The organism is Oxalicibacterium flavum, from assembly GCF_014635065.1.
Lineage (GTDB): Bacteria > Pseudomonadota > Gammaproteobacteria > Burkholderiales > Burkholderiaceae_D > Oxalicibacterium > Oxalicibacterium flavum.
In genome coordinates this window covers 682,735-706,516 of record NZ_BMCG01000002.1, presented here as the reverse complement: position 1 = coordinate 706,516, position 23,782 = coordinate 682,735, and the positions used below count along the sequence as shown (strand labels likewise).

Sequence of the window (23,782 nt, the reverse complement as noted above, 5' to 3'; positions counted from 1 at the left end):
TCATTCCGAAACCGGTACAGAAAGAGGAGTTTCCCATCATGATGAAGAACCAGTTGGCAGGCCTGATGAAGCAGGCGCAGGCGATGCAGGACAACATGAAGAAGATGCAGGAGCAACTGGCGACGATCGAGGTCGAAGGCCAGTCCGGCGCCGGTCTGGTCAAGATCGTCATGACCTGCAAGAACGACGTCAAGCGCGTCGCCATCGATCCTTCGCTGCTCGGCGACGACAAGGACATGCTGGAAGACCTGGTGGCGGCCGCCTTCAACGACGCCGTGCGCAAGGCCGAGGCGACCTCGCAGGAAAAGATGGCTGGCGTGACCGCCGGCATGCCGCTGCCGCCCGGCTTCAAGATGCCTTTCTGATCGCATCCCTTCCGCAGTGAAGACACCGTCCAGCCTCGACTTCCTGACCGAATCGCTGCGCCGCCTGCCGGGCGTCGGTCCCAAGTCGGCGCAGCGCATGGCCTTTCACCTGATGCAGCACGACCGTGAAGGTGCGCTGCAGCTCGGGCGCGCGCTGTCGCAGGCGGCCGAGCGCGTGCGCCACTGCGCGATGTGCAATACCTTCACCGAGCGCGAGATCTGCGAAGTCTGTCTCGACGGTGAGCGCAATCCCGAACTGCTGTGCGTGGTGGAGACGCCGGGCGACCAGTTGATGATCGAGCAGACGCTGACCTACAAAGGTCTGTACTTCGTGCTGATGGGACGCCTGTCGCCGCTCGACGGCATCGGCCCGCGCGACATCCATCTCGAAAAACTGATCACGCGCGCCACCGACGGCGTGGTCAAGGAAGTCGTGCTGGCGACCAACTTCACCAACGAAGGCGAAGCCACCGCGCACTACATCAGCGAGACGCTGAAGGCGCGCGGCCTCAAGGTCAGCCGGCTGGCGCGCGGCGTGCCGGTCGGCGGCGAACTCGAATATGTGGACGCCGGCACCATCGCGCGCGCGATGCTGGATCGGCGCACGACCTGATCATTCCGTCGCCGCAAGCGACACCTGCATGGAGACCTTGCCGTGTCCGGTTCCTATCATTTGATCGACGGACTGTCCGTGCGCTGGCAGAATCTGTGCGCCTCGCTGCAGGCGGATCCTGCGGCGGCGTCCCAGGTCTGGTGGCAGCTGTGCGAACGTTTTTGCGAACCGCATCGGCGTTATCACGATCTGTCGCACGTGACGGCCTTGCTGACGCAGGCGGAGCGCTGGCACGAACACCTGCATGACGCGCATGTCGTGCATCTGGCGATCTGGTTCCATGACGCCGTCTATGATCCGCAGCGACGCGACAACGAAGAGCGCAGTGCCGACATGGCACGCTGCGCCCTGTTGGCGATGCAGGTGGACGAGACGCTGATTCCACCGGTCACCGCGTGCATCGCGGCGACGGCCGGTCATCGCGTGACGACGGACGAAGTGGCGGACATGCCGCTGTTCCTCGATCTCGATCTGGCGATTCTCGGCAGTGATCCCGCCGACTATGCGCGCTACAGCGCGGCGATTCGCGCCGAATACGACTGGGTCGAGGAAGCGCAATATCGTGCGGTACGCAGCAAGGTCCTGCAGTCGTTTCTCGCACGGCCCACGCTGTATTTCACCGAAGCGCTGCAACAGGCTTACGAAGCCCGCGCCCGTGACAATCTGCGCGCCGAATTGCAGGCGCTTTCCTCTTCCTGATTCCCATGACGGCAACTTCCAAGGTTTCCGGTCCGCTGGCCGGCATCAAGGTCCTCGAACTCGGCACGCTGATCGCCGGCCCGTTCTGCTCGCGCATGCTGGCCGAGTTCGGTGCCGAGGTCATCAAGATCGAGTCGCCCGACGGCGGCGATCCGCTGCGCCAGTGGCGCGTACTGAAGGACGGCACTTCGCTGTGGTGGAGCGTGCAGTCGCGCAACAAGAAGAGCGTGACGTTGAACCTCAAGGATGCGCGCGGGCAGGAGATCGCGCGGCGGCTGGCGCTGGATGCCGACATCGTCATCGAGAACTACCGTCCCGGCGTGCTCGAGAAATGGGGACTCGGCTACGAACAGCTGAAGGCCGTCAATCCGGCGACCATCATGGTGCGCCTGTCCGGCTTCGGCCAGAGCGGGCCGATGAAGGATCAGCCGGGCTTCGGCGCGGTCGGCGAATCGATGGGCGGGCTGCGCTATGTGTCCGGTTTTCCGGACAGGCCGCCGCTGCGCGTGGGTATCTCGATCGGCGATTCGCTGGCGGCCCTGCACGGCGTGATCGGCGCCATGATGGCGCTGCGCCACCGCGACGTCACGGGCGGTCGCTGGAACGGCAAGAGCGGGAGCGACTGCGTGGCCGGGCAGGGACAGATGGTGGACGTGGCGCTGTACGAGGCCGTCTTCAACATGATGGAATCGCTGGTGCCCGAGTACGACGTCGCCGGCGTGGTGCGCGAGCGTACCGGCGGCGCGCTGCCGGGCATTGTGCCGTCCAACACCTATACCACTGGCGAAGGCGAGAACATTGTCATCGCCGGCAATGGCGATGCGATCTTCAAGCGCCTGATGCTCGCCATCGGCCGCGACGACCTCGCCAACGATGTGCAGCTCGCGCGCAACGACGGCCGCGTGCCGCGCACGGCCGAGATCGACGCCGCAATCCAGGCATGGTGTGCAACGCAGACCATAGACAGCGCGCTGGCGGCGCTGCAGCAGGCCGACGTGCCGGTCGGCAAAATCTATTCGGTGCGCGACATGATGACGGACCCGCAATTTCTCGCGCGCCGCATGTTCGAGCAGCATGCGTTTGCCGACGGCACGCCGGTCAAGCTGCCGGCGATCACGCCCAAGCTGTCGGAAACGCCGGGCGAGACGAAGTGGCTCGGCCCCAGGCTGGGCGAACACAACGACGAGGTCTTGCGCAGCCTCGGGCACGATGCGGACGCCATTGCCGCCCTGCGACGAGACGGCGTGATCTGAGTGATGCCAACCAAAGAGAGGCAAGCATGAACAAGCAGTTCTTCAAACAGTTTTTTATTGCGCTGGCCCTGTTTCTGCTGGGCTACTGGACCTTCAACGGTCTGATCTTCAATTAGCGTTGCCTGCCATCCATTGCCGGTTTTGAAAAGTTTGCACGCGGAGGCGGGGAAGTCTGGTTAAATAGGCCTTCCGTGCTTTCCGGGACTTTCTCAATTCAAAGGAGGATCACATGGGCATTCTGAGCTCGATTTTCAGCAAGATTTTTCCCTCGGCCAAGGCAGAGACCGCACCCGCCGCACAAACGGCTCCGGCAGCCACCGCTGCTGCGCCGGCCGCCGCTCCGGTCGAGCAGGTTGACGTGAGTGCCATCCTCAATGGCCTGGCGGCAAAGAATCCGCAAAAACTGAACTGGAAGACTTCCATCGTCGATCTGTTGAAACTGCTCGATCTCGACAGCAGCCTGACCGCGCGCAAGACGCTGGCGCAGGAACTCGGTTACACCGGCGACACCAACGATTCGGCTTCGATGAACATCTGGCTGCACAAGCAGGTCATGAACAAGCTTGCGGAGAATGGCGGCAAGGTGCCGGACGAGCTCAAGTAATTCCTTTCCCGGTTTTCACCCGGTCGGGCGCCATCATTGCGATGGCGCCCGATTTTTTTTGTCGGTCAGAAACGCACACCGCCGGTCCACATCGCGCCGGCCGTGCCGAACACGATGACTTCCGTGCACAGCTGCTTGTAGCAGTAGCCGACGGCCGGCAGCACGACAGGCGCGGTGCCGTACTTGTTGAGTGGAATCTTGTCCTGGTACTCGTCCTTGTAGCCATGGATGACGCCACCCACGACCTTGACGTAGGTATTCGGCGAGGCATCGAAAGGATGGTATTTCTTGCCCCAGTAAAGCAGCGTGGTCGGCTGCCGGTACGAGTTCTTGAAATGGGCACCGCCGACCACCGTGTTGTCGCGGTAATTCCATTCCAGGTTCAGCAGATGCTGCGTGTTGTTGTGTGCAGGGTCGGGGCGGAAGTGGCGTGTCGCGATGCTGGTACTGAAATAGACGTTGTGCGGCGCGCTTTCCGGCTCCACAGACACCTCGTTCGCATGAACCGGCTGGATCGAGGCAAGGGCCAGTCCGCACAGCAGGATGCAATTGCGCGGCGTTGACCCTGAAAAGGCAAAAATCGAAGCTGACATGGGGCAATGATAACAGTGACAACCCTTGTCGGACCCCGATTCGCCGCGTGTGTTCCCGCAATGTTGTCGGCGGGCATGTTTCGGCAGGTCAGCTCCGTATGCTGACGGCGACCAGACGCGCCACCAGCGGCCTGACCATGAGCACGCAGAAGAAGGCGACCGGCATGGCGAGCTTGTAGGCATGCCAGACGCGCAGTGGCAGGTCGCTATCGATGCCGGTGCCGGCTCCGACGATGACGATGGACATCAGCATGGCCATGATGCCGGACATGAAGAAGGCAAACAAAACAGGTGTGAAGCGGGCCGGAACGCGCAGGTCCAGCGAGCGAGTCGAGCAAGATGGTTTCATGAAAGCCCTGAAGGATGGAAAAGGCCACACTCTACGCATACCATCCACAAGGCGGTAGCCACTAATCCCTAAGCAGTATTTGAAGATAAACTTACGATTCAATAGGACAGTCGCGAGGGGAACGATGGATACGCTCAAGGGAGTGGAGAGCTTCGTCAAGGCGGTGGAGGAGGGCAGCATCGCAGCGGCCGGCCGCCGGCTTGGCATTTCCGCTGCAGCGGCAAGCCAGAACATCGCGCGGCTGGAACGGCAGCTCGGTACGCGCCTGCTGGTACGCACCACGCGGCGACTCGCACTGACCGAGAGCGGCCAGCTCTATTTTCAGCGCGTGCAATCGATCGTGCGTGAACTCGAACAGGCGCAGGCCGACATTGCCGACCTCGGCGGCGAGCCGCAGGGCCGGCTGCGCATCGCCTGTTCCGCCGCCTTCGGCCGCAACGTGCTGGCGCCGCTGCTGCCGGCATTCGCGCGCCGCTATCCGCGCCTGATGATCGAGCTGGTGCTGGCCGATCATTACGTCGATCACATCGCCGAGGACATCGATCTGAGCATCCGCTTTGCGCAGCAGCTCGAAGCCGGCCTGGTGGCACGGCGCATTGCGCGCGTGCCGATGCGTTTCTGCGCGGCGCCATCCTATCTGGCGCAGCATGGCGTACCGCAGGACCCGGACGAACTGCACCGGCATCACTGCCTGCTGTTCCGGTCGCCGATGGACGGGCGTCTGCTGGGGTGGGGTTTCCTGCGCGAGGGCGTGCGTTTCGAGCCGCGCCTCAATCCGGTGATGATCAGCAACGATATCGACAGCCTGGCACGCTTTGCGGTGGACGGTGCGGGCGTTGCAAGGATCGGTGCTTTCATCGCCGATCCGCTCATCGAACAGGGTTTGCTGCAGCCGCTGTTCCTGCCGCAGGAAAAGAAGTCGTTGCGGCGAGCACAGCGCGCGCAGACCGCGCAGGCTGATATCGAGCCGTTGGATTTTTACGCTTGCTACCAGGATCGTCAGGTAGCGCAGGGAAAGCAGCGGCTGTTCCTCGATTATCTCGAACAGAACATGCCGTCGGCGTGGCGGGCCTGAGCCGCGTGTGAGGGGAGCATGCCGCGCAGGACGCGGCATGCGGATGGCTTGCTTACTTCGCGAGTGCCGCGATCAGGCCGTCGAGCTTGACGGCGTCGGCACAGAAGGCGCGTATGCCTTCGGCCAGTTTCTCTGTCGCCATCGCGTCCTCGTTGAGCAGAAAGCGGAAGCGTTTTTCATCGAGGTCGAGGCGCTCGATCTGCGCAGCCTGCGCCTGCTCGGGCGACAGCTTGCGCGCCAGCGGCGCATCGGATTCGGCCAGCTTCTGCAGCAGTTCGGGACTGATCGTCAGCAGGTCGCAGCCGGCCAGTTCGACGATCTGCGAGGTGTTGCGGAAGCTCGCGCCCATCACTTCGGTGTCGTAGCCGAACTTGCGATAGTAGGTGTAGATGCGCTTGACCGACTGCACGCCCGGATCGTCGGCACCCGTGTAGTCGGTACCGCTCGACTTCTTGTACCAGTCGTAGATGCGGCCGACGAAGGGCGAGATCAGCTTGACGCGCGCCTCGGCACAGGCCACCGCCTGCGGCAGCGAGAACAGCAGCGTCAGGTTGCAGTGGATGCCTTCCTTCTCCAGTACTTCGGCCGCGCGTATGCCTTCCCAGGTCGAGGCGATCTTGATCAGCACGCGTTCGCGCGGGATGCCGGCGGCTTCGTAGAGGCGGATCAGTTCGCGGCCTTTCTCGATCGAGCCTTGCGTATCGAACGACAGGCGCGCATCGGTCTCGGTCGAGACGCGGCCCGGAATGACCTTGAGGATCTCGATGCCGAAGGCGACCAGCAGGTGATCGACGATGGCATCGACCGACTTGCCCGCGTGTTCGCGCGCAACGCGTTCCATGATCGGGCGGTACTCGTCCTTCTGCACCGCCTTCAGGATCAGCGACGGGTTGGTGGTGGCATCCTGCGGCGCGAAGGCCTTGATCGACTGGAAGTCGCCGGTGTCGGCGACGATGGTGGTGTACTGCTTGAGTTCTGCGAGCTGGGTCATGAAGCTGTCTCTTTGTCTTGTAGGTCGGTAGGCGGAATGACGTTCTATTGTACGAAATGTCGGCACGGCCCGATGGTTCGCTAATCGTGCGTGGAATGCAGCAGGGAATCGAAGGGCAGTTCGATCTTCTGCAGCGCTTTCTGTGCCGCCTTCATCTTTTTGCGGCGTTCGGGACTCAGGCGCAGCGCGAGTCCGACCGCGAGGATATCGACCACGACCAGGTGCGCGAGCCGCGTCGAGATCGGCGTGTAGGGATTGTCGTGCGGATCGGCATGGAAATGCAGGTCGATCGCGATCGGCGCCGTGGCCAGCGCTGCCAGCGGCGTGCCGCCCGGCGCCAGCGCGATGACGTCGGCACCGCCGGCGCGCGCCAGTTGCACGCTGCGCAGCAGGGCGGGATTGCTGCCGCGCTGCGAGACGGCGAGCACCACGTCGCCCTTCTGCAATAGCGAGGCGGCGATGCCGTGGACGTGCGGATCGGCGTAAGCCACGGTCGGCACGCCGCTGCGGAAGAACTTGTGCTGCGCGTCGGCGGCGACGATGCCCGAGGTGCCCTGGCCGTAGCACTCGATGCGGCTGGCGCGCGCCAGCAGTTGCAGCGCGCGTTCGATGGCGTCGGCATCCAGGCTGTTGCGCAGGTCGAGCAGGGTGTTGATCGAGCGCCCGCAGATCTTGCCGATCAGGTCGGCGGCGAGGTCTTCGCGCGCCGGCGGCACGTCGGCGCCGGGTGCCAGCGCGAGTCCCTGTGCGAGCTTGAGCTTGAAGCTGTGCCAGCCGTCGCAGCCGAGCGAGCGGCAGAAGCGCACCACGGTCGGTTCCGAGACTTGCGCCTTCTTCGCGAGCGCGGCGAGGTTGGCCTGGATCGCCTGTTCCGGATCGGCCAGTACCGCCGCCGCGACCTTCCTTTCCGAGCGGGAAAGCGCGTCGTGGCGGCTGCGTATGGCGTCCAGCAGCATGCTTATTCGGGCAGCACTTCTTCGCGCCACTGCAGGCCGTCGCGGCCGATCAGCGCGCTGGCGGCGGCCGGGCCCCAGCTACCGGAGGTGTAGGGAATCGGCTCGTTGCCTTCCTGTTCCCAGTAGCGCAGGATGGGTTCGACCCATTCCCATGCAGCCTCTAGTTCGTCGGCGCGCATGAACAGCGTCAGGTGGCCGCGTAGCACGTCGAGCAGCAGGCGTTCGTAGGCATCCATGCGCGGCGTCTTGAAGGTCTCGGCGAAGTCGAGTTCGAGTTCGACCGGCTTCAGGCGCATGCCGTCGCCCGGCGTCTTGGCCATCAGGTTCAGCTGCAGGCCGTCGTCCGGCTGCAGGCGGATCACCAGGCAGTTGGGCACGAAGCTGTTGGTGGACTGCGCGAAGATCGAATGCGGGATCGGCTTGAAGCGCACCACGATCTCGGCCAGCTGGTCGGCCATGCGCTTGCCGGTGCGCAGGTAGAACGGCACGCCGGCCCAGCGCCAGGTATCGATCTCGGCGCGCACGGCGACGAAGGTCTCGGTATTCGAATCGGGATCGGCGCCTTTTTCCTGGCGGTAGGCCGGCACCGGCTTGCCTTCGACGTGGCCGGCGCGGTACTGGCCGCGCACCACGTTGCGCGACAGCGTGGTCGGCGTGAACGGCTTGAGCGAATGCAGCACCTTGAGCTTCTCGTCGCGCACGGCGTCGGCACCGACCGACAGCGGCGGTTCCATCGCGGTGATGCACAGCAGCTGCAGCAGGTGATTCTGCAGCATGTCGCGCAGCGCGCCCGAGGTTTCGTAGTAGCCCATGCGGTTGCCGACGCCGAGTTCCTCGGCGATCGTGATCTGCACGTCGGAAATCCATTCGCGCCGCCACAGTGGCTCGAACAGCACATTGCCGAAGCGCAGCGCCAGCAGGTTCTGCACGGCTTCCTTGCCGAGGTAGTGGTCGATACGGAAGATCTGCGATTCCTTGAAGACCTGGCTGACTTCCTTGTTGATCTGCTTGGCGCTGGCCAGATCGCGGCCCAGCGGTTTTTCCAGCACCACGCGCGAATGCTCGGTGGCCAGGCCGCGGCGATGCAGGTTGTGGCAGATGCTGGCGAACAGCGTGGGCGAAACGGCGAGATAGAACACGCGCGTCAGGCCGGCGTCGTTGCGCAGCAGATCGACCAGCGGATCGTAGCTGTCGGCATTGGTGGCATCGAGCGAGACATAGCGCACCGAGGCGCAGAAGGCATTCCAGGCTTCCTGCTGGAATACCTTTTCACCGATGTTCGGCTTGGCATTGCGGTTCAGTTCCTCGACGAACTCGGCATCCGACCACGGGTGACGGCCGACGCAGACGATCTGCGCGCTCGGCGGCAGGTCGCCGGCGCGATGACGTGCGTAGAGGGCTGGAATGAGCTTGCGCATCGACAGGTCGCCGCCGCCGCCAAACAGAACGAGATCAAAATCGGAAAGGGCCATGGTGGTCGTATCTTGTAATCAGGGAAAAGGTCGTTGGAACGGTAGCACGGTCTTTCACGGCGCGGCAATGCGGGCTTATGCGTTGTGGCCGGCGCACCGGCGCGCGCGCGCGATCAATCCGTTGGTCGAGCTGTCGTGGCGTGCCGGATCGGGCTGTCCCGTCAGTTCGGCCTCGATGTTCTTCGCCAGCACCTTGCCCAGTTCCACGCCCCACTGGTCGAAACTGTTGATGCCCCAGATAGCACCCTGCACGAAGACCTTGTGTTCGTACAGCGCGATCAGCGCGCCCAGCGTGGCCGGCGTCAGTTCGTCGAGCAGGATGGTGGTGCTCGGGCGGTTGCCGGGGAAGGTGCGGTGCGGGATCAGTTTGGCGATCTCGTCGGCCGGCAGGTTCTGCGCCTGCATCTCGGCGCGCACCTCGTCGGCGGTCTTGCCGCGCATGAAGGCTTCGGACTGCGCGAAGCAGTTGGCGAGCAGCCGTTCGTGATGATGCGGCAGCGCGTGTGCCGGCTTGAGCACGGCAATGAAGTCGGTCGGCACGATGTCGGTGCCCTGATGCAGCAGCTGGAAGTACGCATGCTGGCCGTTGGTGCCGGTGTCGCCCCAGATGACCGGGCAGGTGGCATTTTCCAGCGGTGCGCCGTCGATGTGCACGCGCTTGCCGTTGCTTTCCATCTCGAGCTGCTGCAGATAGCCCGGGAACAGTGCGAGGTCCTGGTGATAGGGCGCGATCGAGATCGAATCGCTGCCGAGAAAGTTGCGGTTCCAGATGCCGATCAGGCCCAGCAGCACCGGCAGGTTGCGTTCCAGCGGCGCTTCGCGGAAATGGGTATCCATCTCGTGCGCGCCGGCCAGAAAGGCATGGAAGCCCTCGATGCCGATGGACAGGGCCAGCGGCAGGCCGATCGCCGACCAGACCGAATAGCGGCCGCCGACCCAGTCCCAGAACGGGAACATGTTTTCCGGCGCGATGCCGAACCGGGTGACTGCCTCGAGATTGGTGGAAACCGCGACGAAGTGCCTGGCCAGGTCGCCCTCCGCCATGCCGCGCAGCATCCAGGCGCGCGCCGACTGCGCGTTGGTCATGGTCTCGGACGTGGTGAAGGTCTTGGAGGCGACGATGAAAAGCGTGCGGGCCGGATCGAGCTGCGGCAGCAGCGCATCGAGATCGTGGCCATCGACGTTGGAGACGAAATGCATCGTCAGCCGCGCGTGGGCGAACGGCCGCAGCGCCTGGCACGCCATTTTCGGTCCGAGGTAGGAGCCGCCGATGCCGATGTTGACGATGTCCGTGATCTCGCGTCCGTCATGGCCGCGCCATTCACCCGAACGCACGCGCTCGCTGAAGCCGGCGATGCGGTCGAGCACGTCATGCACCTGCGCTACCGCATCCTCGCCGTCCAGCGGCAGGCGGTCGTGGCGCGGGCGGCGCAGCGCGGTATGCAGCACGGCGCGGTTCTCGGTGACGTTGATGCGCGCGCCGGTGAACATGGCGTCGCGCTGCGCCTCGACGCGTGCTTCGCGTGCGAGACCGCACAGCAGCGACAGCGTCTCGGCATCAATAATGTTCTTCGAATAGTCGAGGAAGAGGCCGGCGGCTTCCACTGAAAATCTGGAAAAGCGGTCCGGATCCTGCTTGAAGAGTTCACGCAGTTGCCATGTCCGTGCGTGGGAATGGTGTTGCAGCAATGCCTTGTAGCTCGAGGATGCAGGCAGGGAAAAGGTGGACATGACGATGGGTTCTTGAGATTGAATCAACTATACAACAGCTTATGGTAATTTCACTACAAATAGTTTCGGCTTCATGACATGGCGGGATGGCGTCCATTGCCGTTGTCGAAATGCTCCTGTTACGGATGGCTGCGCGGCGCGAAAGTTCCATTCGGCTCGCCGCGAAAGATGCCGTGCGCCATCGCGGTGCCTGTGCAGCGCCTTGACTGTGCACCTTGTGCCCGCCAGCCGGGCAGGGAATTCAGCCCGTCTTTCGCGGTCACATGCATTCGCGCCGGCTGCCTGCGGCGCGGACGGACCTGGTGTCGGATGTAGTAAAATTTCAGTATTGTTTCCAAGGAAGAGTTCATGTCGCTCCACCCAGTGATCGCTGCCGTCACCGCACGCATCGTCGAGCGCAGCAGGCTGTACCGCGCTGCGTATCTGAACCGTCTGGCAGATTCGATTCACCAAGGCACGCAGCGTAGTGCATTGTCGTGCACGAATCTGGCGCACGGCTTTGCCGCCTTTCCCCCCAACGACAAGCTGGTGCTCAAGCAGCAGCAACAGCCGTCGATCGCCATCGTGTCGTCCTATAACGACATGCTGTCGGCGCACCAGCCCTACCATCGCTTTCCCGAGATCATCAAGGAAGCCGTGCGCCAGGCCGGCGGCGTGGCGCAGTTCGCCGGCGGCGTGCCGGCCATGTGCGACGGCATCACGCAGGGCCAGCCGGGCATGGAGCTGTCGCTGTTCTCGCGCGACGCGATTGCGATGTCCACCGCCATTGCGCTGTCGCACAACATGTTCGATGCCGCCGTCTATCTGGGCATCTGCGACAAGATCGTGCCGGGCCTCTTGATCGGCGCCTTGCATTTCGGCCACCTGCCGGCGGTCTTCATCCCGAGCGGACCGATGACGACCGGCATCTCCAATTCCGAGAAGGCGCGCATCCGCCAGCTCTATGCGCAGGGCAAGATCGACCGCGACGGCCTGCTGGAAGCGGAGGCCAAGTCGTATCACGGCCCCGGCACCTGCACCTTTTACGGTACCGCCAACAGTAACCAGATGATGATGGAGGTCATGGGCCTGCATCTGCCGGGCAGCGCCTTCGTCACGCCCAACACGCAACTGCGCGATGCGCTGACGGTCAGCGCGGCACAGCGCGCGGTCGAGATCAGCGCGCAGGGCAAGAGATTCACGCCGGTCGGCGAGCTGGTTGACGAGAAGAGCATCGTCAATGCCATCGTCGCGCTGCTGACCACCGGTGGCTCGACCAATCACACCATTCACCTGATCGCGATCGCGCGCGCGGCCGGCATCGTCACCGACTGGGACGATTTCCACAAGCTGTCGTCGGTGGTGCCGCTCCTGACGCGCATCTATCCGAACGGCGAGGCTGACGTCAATCATTTCCACGCCGCCGGCGGCACCGGCTTCGTGATCCGAGAACTGCTCGATGCGGGTCTGCTGCACGAGGACGTCACCACCGTGCTTGGCAAGGGCTTGCGCGCCCATTGCAGCGAACCTTTCCTCGACGAGGATGGCCGCGCGATCTGGAAGGACGCGCCGGCTGCCAGTGCCGACGAGAACGTGTTGCGGCCGGCATCCAATCCCTTCTCGCCGGACGGTGGCCTGCGCCTGCTGACCGGCAACCTGGGGCGCGCGGTGATCAAGATTTCGGCCGTCAAGCCGCAGTACCGCGTGGTGGAGGCGCCGGCCATCGTGTTCGCCTCGCAGGAAGAATTCATGCATGCCTACCAGGAAGGCAGGCTCGAGCGCGACTTTGTCGCCGTGGTGCGCTTCCAGGGACCCAAGGCCAACGGCATGCCGGAACTGCACGCGCTGACGCCGGCGCTCGGCAACCTGCAGGACGCCGGCTTCCATGTCGCGCTGGTGACCGACGGCCGCATGTCGGGCGCATCCGGCAAGGTGCCGGCGGCGATTCATGTTTCGCCCGAGGTGCTGGCCGGCGGTCCGCTCGGGCGCGTGCGCGACGGCGACCTGATCCGCCTCGATGCCGAAGCCGGCGTGCTGCAGGCGCTGGTGGCGCAGGAGGAATGGGAGCGCCGTTCGCTTGCGCATGCCGACCGCTCGTCCAACATGATCGGCATGGGGCGCGAACTGTTCGCGATGTTCCGTTCCTCGGTCAGCATCGCGGAAGAGGGCGCGGCCTCGTTCGGCCTGCCGCACCTGGCAACGCCGTCCTCGCCCGAGATCAACCAGCCGCACGAGGATGCCGAACCCTTCAGCGACGAGGATACCCACGTCCAGCAATCGATATGAGTACGCCCAAGGATTGACGTCAATGAGTACGCAAATGAATCTGCTTGAAATCATGCGGGCCTCGCCCGTGATCCCGGTCATCGCGATCGACGACATCCGCCATGCCGTGCCGATGGCGCAGGCGCTGGTGGAAGGCGGCATCCGCGTGCTTGAAGTCACGCTGCGCACGCGGCACGGACTGGCGGCGATCCGCGCGATTGCCGAGCAGGTGCCGCAAGCCATCCTCGGCGTCGGCACGCTGACGCGCCCCGAAGACTTCGCCGCCGCGCGCGACGCGGGCGCGGTGTTCGGCGTGTCGCCGGGACTGACGCGCGACCTCGTGCAGGCGGCGCGCGCCAGCGGGCTGCCGCTGCTGCCGGGCGTGATGACGCCGTCCGAGGTATTGGCGGCGCGCGAGGCGGGTTTCTTCCAGCTGAAGCTGTTTCCGGCGGTGCCGGCCGGCGGCGTCGGCATGCTCAATGCGATCGCCGGACCGCTGCCCGACGTGCTGTTCTGTCCGACCGGCGGCATCTCGCAGGAGACGGCACCGCAATTCCTCGCGTGCAAGAACGTGGCCTGCGTCGGTGGTTCGTGGCTGACGCCGCGCGAACTGCTGGCGGCCAACGACTGGGAGGGTGTTCGCGCGCTGGCGACGGCGGCTGCCGGCCTGCGCTAGACGTCTGCGGTCAGGGGCTGCGTTTCGGGCACGTCGGCGCTGACCACGATATTGCGGCCGCCGGACTTGGCGGCATACAGCGCCATGTCGGCACGGTGCATGAGTTCGGCCATGGTTTCGCGGCCGTCGTGCGTGGCGACGCCGACGCTGACGGTGTAGGGCACCGCTGCGATTGTCGCCGGATCGGCGGCAGTCTGCGTTCCCAGGCGGATGCGCAGGCGTTCGGCCACCGCGATGGCGGCCGCCGCATCCACTTCGGGCAGCAGCACCGCGAATTCCTCGCCGCCCATGCGGGCGATGTAATCCATGCTGCGTATCTCCAGTTCCGCGCGCGCCACGATCTCGACCAGCACGCGATCGCCGGCGGCATGGCCGTGCGTGTCGTTGATGCGCTTGAAATGATCGACGTCGAACACCAGCAGCGACAATGAGCGCTGCATGCGCCGCGCGCGCGTGAGCTCGCGCGTGGCGAATTCGAAGAAGGCGCGACGCGACCATGCTCCCGTCAGGAAATCATGGTTGGCGTCTTCGATGGCCTTGGACATCATCCTGTCGTGCACCATCATGATCGCGCCCATCGTGAAGATGGGCAGCATCAGCGTGCCCAGCGAGAGAAACAGCAGGTTCCAGTTCGAGCCCTGCATGGTCGAGGTCAGATGATCGGCGCCGGTCCAATAGACCACGCTGCGGCTCCAATGGCCGATCGCGAACAGGGCCGCCACGGTGGCGGTGAAGCGATAGGGGTAGGGCGAGGGGGCATGCCAGGCGTGGCGGAAGATGGTGATGCTGATGGCGAGGCAGAGCACGCCGAAAAAGGCGGAAATGATGACGGTGCGCGCGGCAATGGAGTTGTAGCCGTAGTGGAACGTCAGGATGAGCAGCGTCAGCGTCGCCAGGCTGATCGCCATCGGCGCCCGTGATGTGGTCAGTCCGAAGAATCGGCGAAAACCCAGAAACAGGATGCAGGCGGCAAGTCCGGATAGCACATTGGCAAGATCGATCGACAGCAGGTCGGGAATGACGTCGCGGCAGGCATAGAGGATGAGCGCCACGGCGGCGAGGATGTTGGCGGTCGTCCATTCGCGTATGCCGGCGATGCCGCTGCGCAGCAGCGAGGCAAGCACGAACAGCATGACGATGCTGAACCCGGAGGTGATCAGCAGAAGATTGAACGGACTAAGCATCGAATCGATTCGGACTGGAGCGGGCGGACGGCGCGGACGGGCAGGACAGGCTGCCGGAAGAGTCGAAGTCGCAGTATAACGTCGTATTTCCGCATGGAAATCAATCTTGACCTAAATCGTCGAACATTGCGTTGACCCAGCGATACACACGGTTTGTGTGCCTCCGTATAAGGGCGGCCGTGCAGTCATCCTCCGGTAAAATAGCAGACTTTTCTCCCTTCTCTTCAGGCGATGACCCAAGACGAAATGAAACAGGCGGTAGCACGCGCCGCCATCGAATATGTGACGCCCGGTGAGATCATCGGCGTCGGCACCGGTTCCACCGCCAATTTCTTCATCGACGAACTCGGCGCGATCAAGGATCGCATCAAGGGCGCGGTGGCGTCTTCGGAAGCCACTGCCGAGCGCCTGCGCGGCCATGGCATCGAGGTATTCGATCTCAACGACGTGCAGTCGTTGTCGGTCTATATCGACGGCGCCGACGAGATCACGCTGCATGGCGAAATGATCAAGGGAGGCGGCGCGGCACTCACGCGCGAGAAGATCGTGGCCTCGGTGGCGCGCCAGTTCGTTTGCATCGCCGACGGCTCCAAGCTGGTCAAGACGCTGGGCGCCTTCCCGCTGCCGGTCGAGGTGATCCCGATGGCGCAGGCCGCCGTCGCGCGCCGCTTGCAGACGCTGGGCGGCGAACCGCGCCTGCGCGTCAAGGACGGCCAGCCGGTGGTGACCGACAACGGTTGTTTCATCATCGATGTGCACGGCCTGCGGATCGCCGATCCGGCCGGACTCGAAGCGCAGATCAACGACATCGTCGGTGTGGTGACGGTCGGCCTGTTCGCGCGACGCGGTGCCAACGTCGGTCTGCTGGGCACGGTCGATGGCGTCAAGCGCATGACCTTCTGATTTCATTCCGATATCAAAGGTGCTCCTTGCGGGCACCTGTCTTGCCGTACGTCGGTACTGTCTGCGCTTCGCCCTGGCGATCGATCCGGAAACGGAATGACGGTGCTTGATTACTGCGCGCTCAGCAGATTCAGAAATTCGCGCGTGGGAATGGGCCGGCTCATCAGGTAACCCTGTCCCTCGTCGCAGCCGTTCTGTTGCAGGAACTGCGACTGCGCGGCGGTCTCTATGCCTTCGGCCAGCACGTTGAGGTTGAGGTTGTGGCCGAGCGAGATGATGGCCTTGACGATGGCGGCGCTGTCCTGGCTGGTGGCGATGTCGCGCACGAAGGACTGGTCGATCTTCAGCGTATCGACCGGGAAGCGCTTCAGGTAGCTGAGGCTCGAATAGCCGGTGCCGAAATCGTCGAGCGAGATCTTCACGCCGAGCGCGCGCAGCTGCGTCAGCATGGCGAACGATTTATCGACGTCGGTCGCCATCACGCTCTCGGTGATTTCCAGTTCCAGATAGCGGGCGTCGAGGCCGGTTTCCTGCAGCACGCGGGCCACCAGTTCGACGATGTCGCCGCGTGCCAGTTGCCGCGGCGACAGGTTGACCGAGATCGGAATCGGCGCGTAGCCGGCCTTCTGCCATTCGCGGTTCTGACGGCAGGCGGTGCGCAGTACCCATTCGCCGATCGGAATGATGAGGCCGGTTTCTTCCGCCAGCGGGATGAAGCTGCCGGGAGACACCATGCCGCCCGGCGTATGCCAGCGGATCAGCGCCTCGACGCCGATGATCCTGCCGGTGCGCAGGTTGAGCTTGGGCTGGTAGTGCAGCGCGAACTCGTCGTTCGGAATCGCCTGCCGCAGCCGGTTCAGCAGTTCCAGGCGGTCGGTGACCGAGGTGTTCATCTCCGCCGCGAAATACTGGAAGTTGTTGCGTCCCAGTTCCTTGGCCTTGTACATGGCCGAATCCGCATGCTTGAGCAATGTTTCGATGTCGCGCCCATCGTTCGGGTACAGCGTGACGCCGATGCTGCACGTGATCTGGAAGTCCAGGTCGTTGGCCTTCCACGGCTGCGCCACCTCGTGCAGCACGCGCTGCATGGTTTGCGTGACCGACTCTTCATTGGGCTGGCTGGTCAGCAGCAGCACGAACTCGTCGCCGCCCTGGCGTGCCACGGTGTCGCTGTCGCGCAGGCATGAAGTCAGGCGCTGCGCCGTGATCTTCAGCAGTTCGTCGCCGACCTGATGACCAAGGCTGTCGTTGATGAACTTGAACTGGTCGAGATCGAGAAAGGCGATGGCCGTCAGGTTGCCGTAGCGCTGCGAATGCAGGATCGCCTGCTGCATGCGGTCGTGCAGCAGGGTGCGGTTGGGCAGGCCGGTCAATGCATCGTGCGTGGCCTGGAATTGGATTTCCGCCTCGTACAGTTTGCGTTCGGTGATGGCCTCCACCGTGCCTTCGAAGAACAGCAGCTTGCCGGCGCTGTTGTGCACGGCGCGCGCGTTTTCAGAGATCCAGATGATCTCGCCGTTGCGGCGATGGATGCGCGATTCGAAGTTGGTGACCACGCCGTGCTGCTCCATCAGGCGCATGAATTCGACGCGGCGTTGCGGATCGACATAGACCTGATGCTCGATGTCGCGCAGCGTCGAAATCAGTTCGCCCGGCGAATCGTAGCCGTACATGCGCGCCAGCGCCGGATTGACGGCCAGATAGCCGTTGTCCGGCGTCGATTGATAGATGCCTTCGATCGCGTTCTCGAAAATGCTGCGATAGCGCCGTTCCGCTTCGCGCAGCGCCTCGTCGGCTTCCCGGCGTTCGGTGACGTCCTGTATGAAGCCCTCGAGCACATCGCAATCATGGTCGTCGTGCGAGATGCACGTACCGCGTTCCCACACCCAGCGTATCTGGCCATCGGCGCGCACGATGCGGTATTCGAGATCGAAGCGGCGATTGTTGCGTACCGCCTCGAGAATCGTGTGGCGCACGAAATTTCGGTCGTCGGGATGCGTGATCTCGTCGTAGGAAACGCGGCTGTTGAAGAGAATCTCTTCCTCGCGATAGCCGGTCAGCGCGAGACAGCCCTCGCTGACGAATTCCATGGTCCAGTGTTCGTCGAGACGGCAGCGATAGACCATGCCTTCCAGATTGGCCAGCAGTGTGCCGAGCATGCTCGCTTGCAGGGAGGGATCGGCAGGAGTGGAAGGCATCGATAAAAGCATGACAAGAAAATAAGCAATGAAACGTGACCGGCTGCGTTTTCCTCCTGCAGGAAGGCGCAGCCCGTCACCCGAATTTCCATCAAGCAATTACAGTGCCACGCAGGCGTTTGCCTGCTGCACCGAATTGGTACGCCGTATCTCGGGGACTCTTTCCGTATGTCTTTCAGCCAACAGACGTATTGACGATGCTCAACGCAATACGTTCAGCGGAATGCGCAGGTAGTGCACGCCATTGTCGTCGGCCGGCGGCAGGTGGCCGGCGCGAATGTTGATCTGGATCGAAGGCAGGATCAGGGTGGGCATTTCCAGTGTGCGGTCGCGCGCGGTGCGCATGCTGACGAATTCTTCCAGGGTGATGCCGTCCCTGACGTGGATATTGTGCGCACGCTGCCGTGCGACCGTGGTTTCCCATTCTGCCGTGCGCTCTTCGGGCGGATAGTCGTGGCACATGAACAATCGGGTCTGCGGCGGGAATGCCAGCAGTTTGCGCGCGGATCGGTACAGCGAGGCGGCGTCGCCACCGGGGAAGTCGCAACGCGCCGTGCCGAGGTCAGGCATGAAGAGCGTATCGCCGACGAAAATCGCATCGCCGATCGCATAGGCCATGTCGGCCGGCGTATGTCCGGGAACGTGGAGGGCGCGTGCCTGCAGGTCGCCAATGTGGAATGTCTCGTCCTCGTGGAACAGGTGGTCGAATTGCGAACCGTCGGGCCGGAAGGAGGTTTCCAGATTGAAGATCGAACGAAAGGTCTGCTGCACCGTGCGGATCATCTCGCCGATGGCGATGCGTCCGCCCACGTGCTGCTGCAGATAGGGAGCGGCCGACAGATGGTCGGCATGCGCATGCGTCTCGAGAATCCATGCCGGTTGGAGTTCCTGCTGGCGAATGAAGTCGATGACGCGATCGGCAGAGGCGGTGCCGGTATGGCCGGACTTGGGATCGTAGTCGAGGACAGAATCGATGATGGCGCAGACCGAACCGCGCCCGGTGTGCACGACATAGCTGATGGTGCCGGTCTGCGAATCGAAGAAGGCTTGCACCGATGGAGACATCGAAACTCCGGAAAAGGGCGGCACGGAGATGGCACCGCCCGAGGCGTCAAGGAAATGGCGCGCTATTTAAGCCGGTCGCTGATCTCGCGTGCCTGGCGGTCGAGACGGTCGTAGTAGTCGCGGGTGCCGATGTCGCCGTAATTGCGCTGACGGTCCGGAATCAGGAACGGCAGATCACGCGCGAGTTCGTCGTCGATTTCACTGTCTTCTTCGCTGCCCCAGCTGGTATTCATGGTGTGTTCTCCTTGCCCGCCATTGTAAGGTTTTCGTGGGCGGGCGGCTAGCGGGCTGGTTCCTGTTGCAGCCAGCCGCCGCGCTCAGCCGAGCGAATCGGGCACTTCGCCGCTGCCCGGCAGTTTGAAGGCAAGGATGTCGAGTTGTTCGATGACCGGCGGTTTGGCAAGCAACTCGCCGGCACGGCTTTGCAGGGCGCTGGCGATCTCGCCTTCCAGATGGGCCTTGCGGCCGTCCTCGTCGGCAAAGGCATCGAAGATGCCGAATACGCCCGGCGCGATCCTGACCGCAAACCAGGCCACGGTGTCGGTTTCACCCAGCGCGTAAGAAAGCTGCGCATGCAGGAATTCCTCGAGTTCCTGTTCCTTGCCCGGTTTGGCTTCCAGGCGGACTTGCAATCCAAGCGTGACCATGTTGCCTCCTTTGTCGTTTCAACAATCGAGTGTCGTATGGCGGTGACCTTGTTCATTGTAGGTGCCTTGTCGGCGACGCGCGGTCGGTGGAGAGGTGGCGATTTCGTCAGAAAACCGGTCAGGGCCGGCGCAATGGATTATCATCGTGGCCCTTTTCCATTTACAGACAGAGGTTGGTCATGGCAAATGCGTGCGGCGTCGATTTCGGGACGTCCAACTCGACCGTCGGCTGGAGCCGGCCCGGCGTTTCGCCCCTGCTGCCGCTGGAAGACGGCCGTGTCACGCTGCCGTCGGTGGTGTTCTTCAATGCCGATGAGGAGCAGGTCTATTACGGCCGCGCCGCGCTGGCGAACTATCTCGAAGGCTACGAAGGCCGGCTCATGCGCTCGCTCAAGAGCCTGCTCGGCACCAGCCTGATCGACGACCAGACCGAGGTCATGGGCAAGGCGCTGCCGTTCCGCATGCTGCTGACGCAATACATCGCCGAACTCAAGCGCCGCGCCGAGGCAGCGGCCGGGCGCGAATTCTCGAGCGCGGTGTTCGGCCGGCCCGTGCATTTCGTCGACGGCGACGAGGAGGCTGACATTCAGGCCGAGGACACGCTGTACGAGATCGCGCAGGCGGTGGGTTTCCGCGAGATCGACTTTCAGTTCGAACCGATCGCGGCCGCCTTCGATTACGAGTCGCAGCTCGACCGCGAGGAACTGGTGCTGATCGTCGATATCGGCGGCGGCACTTCGGACTTTTCGCTGGTGCGCCTGTCGCCCGAACGGGCCAGGCAGGCCGACCGCCGCCACGACATCCTGGCGACGGGCGGCGTGCACATCGGCGGCACCGATTTCGACAAGTATCTGAGCCTGCGCAGCATCATGCCGCTGCTGGGTCTCGGTTCGCGCCTGATCAGCGGCGCCGAGGTGCCGTCGAGCTACTACTACAACCTCGCGACCTGGCACACCATCAATCTCGCCTATACGCAGAAGACGTGGCTGCAGATACGCGACATCCATCGCGACGCCTGCGACAAGGTCAAGCTCGATACGCTGCTGGACCTGATCGAGCAGCGCGCGGGGCACTGGCTTGCGATCCGGGCCGAGGAAGGCAAGATCGCGCTGTCCGGCGCCGAGCAGACGACGCTGGACCTCGACCGCCTGTCGCCGCCGCAATCGCTGATTCTGCAGCGCGCCACCTTCGACGACGCGATCGATCATCTGGTCGGCGACATCGAAGCCACCGTCGGCGCCTTGCTGCGCGATGCCGGCATCGTTGCCGGCGATGTGGATACCGTGGTCTTCACCGGCGGTTCCAGCGGCGTGCTGCTGCTGCGCGAACGCATCGCCGCCTTGCTGCCGACCGCACGCCGCATCGAGGGTGATCTGTTCGGCAGCATCGGTGCCGGGCTGGCGCTGGATGCGGAGCGCAAGTTCGGCTGAACGGCCGTCTTCTGCAGGCTTGCCTTGCGTCATCATGCGGCAATGTTGGCTGGCGTACAGACTGCGGCGCGGCGGTGGTGTCTGATCGAGTTGTCAAAATCCGGTCGAAGGAAAGGCACCATGGTCAGGCTCCAGTTCTCGATCCAGCTCGCGTACGAGATCCACGATGAAACCAGCGATTTCATCTTCAACATTCAGGCCGCGAGAACCCAGTGCCAGACCGTCGTCGAGGAACACCTGACGACCAGCCAGGCAGGCAGCCCCATACACTTTACCGACACCGCGACCGGAAACCGCATGATGCGCATGCAGGCAGTGCGCGGCCCATTGCTGGTGCGCTATCAGGCGGTGGTCGATATCGAGCATCGCAGCAGTTGCCCGGAACAGTTGTATGAATCGCCGGTGTCCGATCTGCCGTCGGACGCCTTGCTCTACATCTATCCGAGCCGGTATTGCGAATCCGATCGCCTGTGCCAGATGGCCTGGCGCGAGTTCGGGCACCTCGAACCCGGTTACGGCCGCGTGCTGGCGATCCAGAAATGGGTGCAGTCGCACGTGCGCTTCCAGTCGGGTGCTTCCACCGGCACGACCTCGGCAGCGGAAACGCTGGTCGAACGCGCCGGCGTGTGTCGCGACTATGCGCACCTGATGATCGCGCTGTGCCGTGCGCTCAACATCCCGGCGCGCTTTGCTTCCGGCATCGACTACGGCGCCGATCCGGCATTGGGACCGACCGATTTTCATGCCTATGTCGAAGTCATGCTGAGCGGCCGCTGGTACCTGTTCGATCCGAGCGGCGTGACACCGACCATGGGGCTGATCCGTATCGGCACCGGGCGCGATGCCGGCGATACCGCCTTTGCCACGCTGTTTGGTCGCGTCTCGTCATGCGCGCCGCTGATCGCGATCGAGGCGGTGGAAGACGTGGGACAGGGCATCGTCATGCCGAGCCACTGCGAACAGGCATTATCGACCGCCGATTGTCCGCTCTGATCCGGCAAAAAATGGTATAAACAATTCCTTGCGACGCGCATCCGCGCGTCGGCCTTTCCGCGGACGGGAATGTCATCGTCCTGTCATCGAGCAGGTCTATCTTCTCGATCTTTTCGTTTGCGGAAAACTGGTGCTGTCCCCGGAAGTATAGAAACATGAGAGAGCTCCTTCACGCGCATGGCTGCGGCGTACGTCTTGCCCTGCACGCGAATGCATCCCTTTCATTGTGTTCCCCTACTTTCGGGTTGCAGCACGGGCAGATAAGGAAAGGGCCGGATGTTTGCTGCAGTGGATTTGGGATCGAACAGTTTTCGTCTTCACATCGGTCACCAGGAGGGCGATGCCATGCGCATCGTCAAGACCGCACGCGATCCGGTCCGGCTCGGCGCCGGCCTCGACAGCAAGGGCAACCTGACACCGGCCGCGATGGAAGCGGCGCTGGCCTCGCTGTCGCGCTTCAACGCCATCCTGAGCGCCTATCCGCTCAACGCCGCGCGCGTGGTCGCCACCAATACCATTCGCATCGCGAGAAATGCCGCGCAGTTCCTGCCAGCGGCCGAGGCCGCCATCGGCTATCCGATCGAGATCATTTCCGGCGAGGAAGAAGGCCGCCTGATCTACATGGGCGTGGCCAGCGTGCTGCCGCCGGACGAAGGGCGGCTCGTGATCGACATCGGCGGCGGTTCCACCGAGGTAGTGCTCGGGCGCGGCTTCGAAATCCTCAAGGTCGAATCCTTCAGCATCGGCACCGTGCCGCAGAACGCCGGTTTCTTCGGCGACGGGCGCATCACGGCCGAGGCCTTCGAGGCGGCGATCCTGTCGGCGCGCTCGCGCTTCGAGGACATCGCGCCCGAATACGATAGAAGTCTCTGGACGCAGGCTTATGGTTCTTCCGGCACCGCGCGTGCGATTGGCGAGGCGATCGCGCGCAATGCGCTCGGCGACGGCCGCATGACGCTCAAGAGCCTCGAAGCGCTGCGGCACAGACTGATCGCCTTCGGCCACGCCGAACGCATCGATCTGGCGGGCATGAAGGCCGATCGCAGCACCAGCATTGCCGGCGGCCTGGCGATCCTGATCGGCGCCATGCACGAGTTCGGCATCCGCGAGGTGAAGCCGGTCGAGGCCGGCCTGCGTCTGGGCGTGCTGCGCGACCTGCAGTTGCGTGCCATGCAGCGCGATCGCCGCGAGGAATCGGTACGCGAGTTCCAGCGGCGTTTCCGTGTCGATGAACAGCGGGCCGACCGTACTGCGCAGATCGCCGGCATCATGCTGTCGCTGCTGAAGCCTGCGGACGACAAGTACAACCGGTTGCTGTACTGGAGCGCGCTGCTGCACGAGATCGGCCTGATCGTCTCGCACAGCGGCTTTCACAAGCATGCGGCCTACATGATCGAGAATGCGGATCTGCCCGGTTTCACCACGCGCGAGCAGCGCGCCATGAGCCGTCTGGTGCTGGCGCAGAAGGGCAATCTGCGCAAGGTGACGGACAATCTGTCCGATCCGGGGTTTGCCAAGGCCGTGCTGGCGCTGAGGCTGGCGGCCATGTTCATGCATGCGCGCATCGATGTGGCCGCCGATCCGGGAGCGGTGCGCATCAGGATGAAGAACCGCATCGAACTCGAACTGCGTCGCGCCTGGGTGCGCGATCATCCGACCGTGGCCTACTGGATCGAGAAGGAAAAGGATGCGTGGGGCGAGGTCGGAATCGACTTTTCGATTCGGTTGGGGAGTTAGTTGC

23 protein-coding genes are annotated in these 23,782 nt (G+C 63.6%); 12 read left to right on the top strand and 11 right to left on the bottom strand.

Annotated elements, in window-relative coordinates; genetic code table 11:
* Positions 1–38: 38 nt before the first annotated feature.
* From IEV38_RS06845 to IEV38_RS06825, 5 genes are all read left to right on the top strand, one after another.
* Positions 39–365 (top strand): YbaB/EbfC family nucleoid-associated protein, encoded by a 327-nt coding sequence (locus tag IEV38_RS06845; protein ID WP_188395403.1) that lies wholly within the window; start codon positions 39–41, stop codon positions 363–365.
* A 16-nt stretch (positions 366–381) separates the two neighbouring features.
* Entirely contained in the window at positions 382–978 is a 597-nt protein-coding gene (gene recR / locus IEV38_RS06840) for a recombination mediator RecR (RefSeq protein WP_188395402.1), read from the top strand.
* Positions 979–1,020: 42 nt separating this feature from the next.
* Entirely contained in the window at positions 1,021–1,677 is a 657-nt protein-coding gene (locus IEV38_RS06835) for an HD domain-containing protein (protein ID WP_188395401.1), read from the top strand.
* 5 nt (positions 1,678–1,682) lie between these two features.
* Positions 1,683–2,930, top strand: a complete 1,248-nt coding sequence (locus tag IEV38_RS06830) for a CaiB/BaiF CoA transferase family protein (RefSeq protein ID WP_188395400.1) — start codon at positions 1,683–1,685, stop codon at positions 2,928–2,930.
* Between the two features lie 229 nt (positions 2,931–3,159).
* Positions 3,160–3,534: a DUF3597 domain-containing protein gene (locus tag IEV38_RS06825; protein WP_188395399.1), complete on the top strand. Its 375-nt coding sequence runs from the start codon at positions 3,160–3,162 to the stop codon at positions 3,532–3,534.
* A gap of 65 nt (positions 3,535–3,599) precedes the next feature.
* On the opposite strand, the gene IEV38_RS06820 is transcribed toward IEV38_RS06825, so the two are convergent.
* Together IEV38_RS06820 and IEV38_RS06815 are read right to left on the bottom strand one after the other, a co-directional pair.
* Complete coding sequence (locus IEV38_RS06820) at positions 3,600–4,127, bottom strand: hypothetical protein (RefSeq protein ID WP_188395398.1); 528 nt, start codon at positions 4,125–4,127, stop codon at positions 3,600–3,602.
* Positions 4,128–4,215: 88 nt separating this feature from the next.
* Positions 4,216–4,476 carry a DUF2798 domain-containing protein gene (locus IEV38_RS06815; protein WP_188395397.1) on the bottom strand — a complete coding sequence of 87 codons (261 nt, stop codon included), beginning with the start codon at positions 4,474–4,476 and terminating at the stop codon, positions 4,216–4,218.
* Positions 4,477–4,600: 124 nt separating this feature from the next.
* Here IEV38_RS06815 and IEV38_RS06810 point away from each other — a divergent pair, with 124 nt between their 5' ends.
* Positions 4,601–5,551, top strand: coding sequence for a LysR family transcriptional regulator (locus tag IEV38_RS06810; RefSeq protein ID WP_188395396.1), 951 nt, complete (start codon positions 4,601–4,603; stop codon positions 5,549–5,551).
* A gap of 52 nt (positions 5,552–5,603) precedes the next feature.
* Here IEV38_RS06810 and tal read toward each other — a convergent pair whose 3' ends face one another.
* The 4 genes from tal to pgi all read right to left on the bottom strand — a co-directional run bounded on the left by tal (position 5,604) and on the right by pgi (position 10,701).
* Positions 5,604–6,542 carry a transaldolase gene (tal, locus tag IEV38_RS06805; RefSeq protein ID WP_188395395.1) on the bottom strand — a complete coding sequence of 313 codons (939 nt, stop codon included), beginning with the start codon at positions 6,540–6,542 and terminating at the stop codon, positions 5,604–5,606.
* A gap of 80 nt (positions 6,543–6,622) precedes the next feature.
* Positions 6,623–7,498: an SIS domain-containing protein gene (locus tag IEV38_RS06800; RefSeq protein ID WP_188395394.1), complete on the bottom strand. Its 876-nt coding sequence runs from the start codon at positions 7,496–7,498 to the stop codon at positions 6,623–6,625.
* A gap of 2 nt (positions 7,499–7,500) precedes the next feature.
* Entirely contained in the window at positions 7,501–8,970 is a 1,470-nt protein-coding gene (zwf, locus tag IEV38_RS06795) for a glucose-6-phosphate dehydrogenase (RefSeq protein ID WP_188395393.1), read from the bottom strand.
* Positions 8,971–9,045: 75 nt separating this feature from the next.
* Complete coding sequence (gene pgi, locus IEV38_RS06790) at positions 9,046–10,701, bottom strand: glucose-6-phosphate isomerase (RefSeq protein ID WP_188395392.1); 1,656 nt, start codon at positions 10,699–10,701, stop codon at positions 9,046–9,048.
* A 348-nt stretch (positions 10,702–11,049) separates the two neighbouring features.
* On the opposite strand from pgi, the gene edd reads away from it, so the two are divergent.
* Together edd and eda are read left to right on the top strand one after the other, a co-directional pair.
* Positions 11,050–12,966, top strand: coding sequence for a phosphogluconate dehydratase (edd, locus tag IEV38_RS06785; RefSeq protein ID WP_188395391.1), 1,917 nt, complete (start codon positions 11,050–11,052; stop codon positions 12,964–12,966).
* A 34-nt stretch (positions 12,967–13,000) separates the two neighbouring features.
* Positions 13,001–13,621, top strand: coding sequence for a bifunctional 4-hydroxy-2-oxoglutarate aldolase/2-dehydro-3-deoxy-phosphogluconate aldolase (eda, locus tag IEV38_RS06780; RefSeq protein ID WP_188395390.1), 621 nt, complete (start codon positions 13,001–13,003; stop codon positions 13,619–13,621).
* Here eda and IEV38_RS06775 read toward each other — a convergent pair.
* Entirely contained in the window at positions 13,618–14,805 is a 1,188-nt protein-coding gene (locus IEV38_RS06775) for a GGDEF domain-containing protein (protein ID WP_188395389.1), read from the bottom strand. The two genes, eda and IEV38_RS06775, sit on opposite strands and share 4 nt — an antisense overlap.
* Before the next feature lie 231 nt (positions 14,806–15,036).
* Here IEV38_RS06775 and rpiA point away from each other — a divergent pair, with 231 nt between their 5' ends.
* A complete protein-coding gene (rpiA, locus tag IEV38_RS06770; RefSeq protein WP_188395388.1) occupies positions 15,037–15,708 on the top strand; it encodes a ribose-5-phosphate isomerase RpiA in 672 nt (223 codons plus the stop codon).
* A gap of 110 nt (positions 15,709–15,818) precedes the next feature.
* Here rpiA and IEV38_RS06765 read toward each other — a convergent pair whose 3' ends face one another.
* The 4 genes from IEV38_RS06765 to IEV38_RS06750 form a co-directional block, all read right to left on the bottom strand.
* Positions 15,819–17,906: a putative bifunctional diguanylate cyclase/phosphodiesterase gene (locus tag IEV38_RS06765; protein ID WP_229728855.1), complete on the bottom strand. Its 2,088-nt coding sequence runs from the start codon at positions 17,904–17,906 to the stop codon at positions 15,819–15,821.
* Positions 17,907–18,107: 201 nt separating this feature from the next.
* Positions 18,108–18,971 carry an MBL fold metallo-hydrolase gene (locus IEV38_RS06760; protein ID WP_188395386.1) on the bottom strand — a complete coding sequence of 288 codons (864 nt, stop codon included), beginning with the start codon at positions 18,969–18,971 and terminating at the stop codon, positions 18,108–18,110.
* Between the two features lie 62 nt (positions 18,972–19,033).
* A complete protein-coding gene (locus IEV38_RS06755) occupies positions 19,034–19,204 on the bottom strand; it encodes a hypothetical protein (protein ID WP_188395385.1) in 171 nt (56 codons plus the stop codon).
* 84 nt (positions 19,205–19,288) lie between these two features.
* The gene (locus IEV38_RS06750) at positions 19,289–19,618 is read right to left on the bottom strand and encodes a putative quinol monooxygenase (protein WP_188395384.1); all 330 of its coding nucleotides are present in this window, start codon (positions 19,616–19,618) and stop codon (positions 19,289–19,291) included.
* Between the two features lie 179 nt (positions 19,619–19,797).
* Between IEV38_RS06750 and IEV38_RS06745 the strand changes: the two genes are divergently transcribed.
* From IEV38_RS06745 to IEV38_RS06735, 3 genes are all read left to right on the top strand, one after another.
* Positions 19,798–21,048 (top strand): Hsp70 family protein, encoded by a 1,251-nt coding sequence (locus tag IEV38_RS06745; RefSeq protein WP_188395383.1) that lies wholly within the window; start codon positions 19,798–19,800, stop codon positions 21,046–21,048.
* A 120-nt stretch (positions 21,049–21,168) separates the two neighbouring features.
* Positions 21,169–22,041: a transglutaminase-like domain-containing protein gene (locus IEV38_RS06740; RefSeq protein ID WP_188395382.1), complete on the top strand. Its 873-nt coding sequence runs from the start codon at positions 21,169–21,171 to the stop codon at positions 22,039–22,041.
* Positions 22,042–22,317: 276 nt separating this feature from the next.
* Positions 22,318–23,778 (top strand): Ppx/GppA phosphatase family protein, encoded by a 1,461-nt coding sequence (locus IEV38_RS06735; RefSeq protein WP_188395381.1) that lies wholly within the window; start codon positions 22,318–22,320, stop codon positions 23,776–23,778.
* Positions 23,779–23,782: the final 4 nt, after the last annotated feature.